Origin of the sequence: Kitasatospora sp. NPDC058965 (assembly GCF_042741245.1) — a bacterium.
GTDB lineage: Bacteria > Actinomycetota > Actinomycetes > Streptomycetales > Streptomycetaceae > Kitasatospora.
In genome coordinates, this window is the sequence record NZ_JBHYKG010000536.1 from 1 (window position 1) to 2,815 (window position 2,815).

Below are 2,815 nucleotides of genomic sequence, written 5' to 3' on the forward strand. Positions count from 1 at the left end.
TGGCCCCAGGCCAGCGACTGGCCGGGCAGCCCGAGGGCGCGCCGGTGCTGGGCCAGGGCGTCCAGGTAGGTGTTGGCCGCCGCGTAGCTCGCCTGGCCCGGCGAACCGAGGACGCCGGCGACGGAGGAGTAGAGGACGAAGGCGGCCAGGTCGTGGCCCCGCGTCAGCTCGTGCAGGTGGCGGGCGCCCTCGGCCTTGGGGCGCCACACGGCGGCCAGCCGCTCGGGCGTCAGGGCGGTCACGATGCCGTCGTCCACCACGCCGGCCGTGTGCACCACCGCCGTCAGCGGGTGGGCGGCCGGGATCCGCTCCAGCGCGGCCGCCAGTGCCTCCCGGTCGGCCGCGTCCACCGCCTCGATCGTGACCGTGGCGCCGAGGGCCGTCAGCTCCGCCATCAGCTCCTCGGCTCCCGGGGCGGCGAGACCACTGCGGGAGAGCAGCAGCAGGTGCCCGACCGAGCGCTCGGTCACCAGGTGACGGGCCAACAGCGCACCCAGCGTCCCGGTGCCACCCGTGATCAGCACCGTGCCGTCCGGATCCCACGGACGGTCGGCGGTTGCCGGGGCGGTCCGCACCAGGCGCGGCACGTGCACCCGGCCCTCGCGCAGCGCGAGTTGCGGTTCACCGGTGGCCACCGCGGCCGCCAGCACCGCCCGCGAGGCGGGCGTGTCGTCACTGTCCACCAGCACCAACCGCTCCGGGTGCTCCGACTGCGCCGACCGGACCAACCCCCACACCGGCGCCGCCGCAAGGTCCACGGCCTCGTCGGCGTGGACCGTCACCGCCCGCCTGGTCAGTACCACGAGCCGCTCGGCGGTCCCGGTCGACAGCCAGGAGCGCAGCGCGTCCAGCAGCTCCGCCGACACCCCGTCGGCACCGGTGGGGGCCGCCAGGTCCTGCCAGTCGAAGTGCTCCTGAGGGTCCGTCAGCGCCAGCTCCGGCCAGTCCACCGCGAACAGCGTGTCGGGCCCTGCGAACTGGTCGGCGCGCACCGGGCGGGTGCTCAGCGAGGCGATCGTGACCACGGGTCGGCCGGCCGCGTCGGTGGCCTCCAGGCCGTACTCCTGCGGTCCGTGCGCGGCGAGTCGGATCCGCAGCTCGGTGGCGCCCGCGGCGTGCAGGGTGACGCCGCGGTAGGCGAACGGCAGGCGGTGCCCCCCGTCGGCGCCCGCGTGCAGGGCGGGCAGCTGGGCCGCCGCGTCGAGCAGGGCCGGGTGGATCCCGAACCGCGCGGCCTCGCCCCGCAGTTCCTCGGGCAGCGCAGCCTCGGCGTAGAGCGTGTCGCCGTCCCGCCACACCGCCCGCAGGCCTTGGAAGGCCGGTCCGTAGTCGAGGCCGAGCCGGGCCAGGGTCCCGTAGGCCTCGGCCACCGGGAGTGCCACGCCGGTGGCGGGCGGCCAGGCGGCTGCGGCCCACCCGGCCTGCGGGACCGCCCCGGCCCCGGCGACGGCGAGGACGCCACTCGCGTGGCGGGTCCACTCGCCCTCGTCCGCCGTGCGCGCGTGGAGGGTGACGGTCCGCGCGCCTTCGGCACCGGGCTCGCCCACCGCCACCTGGAGCTGGACCGAGCCCTGCGCGGGCAGGGCCAGCGGCGCCTCCACCACCAGCTCGTCCAGGACGCCCGCACCGACCTCGTCACCGGCCCGGACGGCCAGCTCGACCAGGGCGGCGCCGGGGGCGATCACGGTGCCGAACGCGGTGTGGTCCGCGAGCCAGGCGTGGGTCCGCAGGCCCAGGCTGCCGGTGAGCAGCACCGTGGTCGAGTCGGCGGGCGCCACGACGGCCGCCAGGACCGGATGGTCCACCGCTCCGAGGCCCAGACCGGCCGCGTCCGTGCTCCGTGCCGTGCTGTCCAGCCAGTAGCGGCGGCGCTGGAAGGGGTAGGTCGGCAGCATCACCTGCGGGCGCCGGTCGCCGCCGAACAGCGCCGGCCAGTCCACGGCGTGCCCCTGCACGTGGATCCGGGCCAGCGCGGTCAGCGCGGTGGTCCGCTCGTCCCGCTCCGGGCGCAGCGCGGCCGCCGTCACCGGTGTCTCCAACGCCTGTCCGACCAGCCCCGACAGGGTGCCGTCCGGACCGAGCTCCACGAAGGTGGCGACTCCTTCGCGGTCCAACTCGCCGACCACGTCGGCGAACCGCACCGCCTCGCGGACCTGGCGCACCCAGTACTCGGGGTCCGCCAGCTCGGCCGCGGTCGCGATCCGCCCGGTCAGGGCGGAGACCACCGGGACGGCCGGCGGTGCGTACGCCAGGTCGGCCGCGACGGCGCGGAACGCGTCGAGCATCCCGTCCATGTGGGCGGAGTGGAACGCGTGGCTGACCCGCAGCCGGCGGGTGCGTCGGTCGGCGAACCGCGCCACCACCTGCTCGACCGCCGACTCGTCGCCCGAGACCACCAGCGAGCGCGGACCGTTGACCGCCGCGATCTCCGCACCGGGCACCAGCGCGGCCCGGACTTCGTCCTCGCCCGCCTGCACCGCCACCATCGCTCCGCCGCCCGGCAGCGCCTCCATCAGCGCGGCGCGCGCGGCGACCAGCCGCGCGGCGTCCGTGAGCGACAGCACTCCCGCGACGTGCGCGGCGGCCAACTCGCCGATCGAGTGGCCCGCCACGAAGTCCGGCCGCACACCCCACGACTCGAAGAGCCGGTACAGCGCCGTCTCGACCGCGAACAGCGCGGGCTGCGCCCACCCGGTGCGGTCCAGGCCGTCCCCGGCGGCGATCACGTCGGCCAGCGGCAGCCCCAGCTCCTCGGCCGCCGCGTCGAAGGCAGCCGCGAACACCGGTTCGCTCGCGTACAGCTCCAGGCCCATCC

General features: G+C 76.8%; 1 protein-coding gene. It reads right to left on the reverse strand.

The features are described 5' to 3' along the window. On the reverse strand, positions 1–2,815 hold a 2,815-nt coding region (locus tag ACFW1A_RS39775), incomplete at both ends, for an SDR family NAD(P)-dependent oxidoreductase (RefSeq protein ID WP_380418488.1).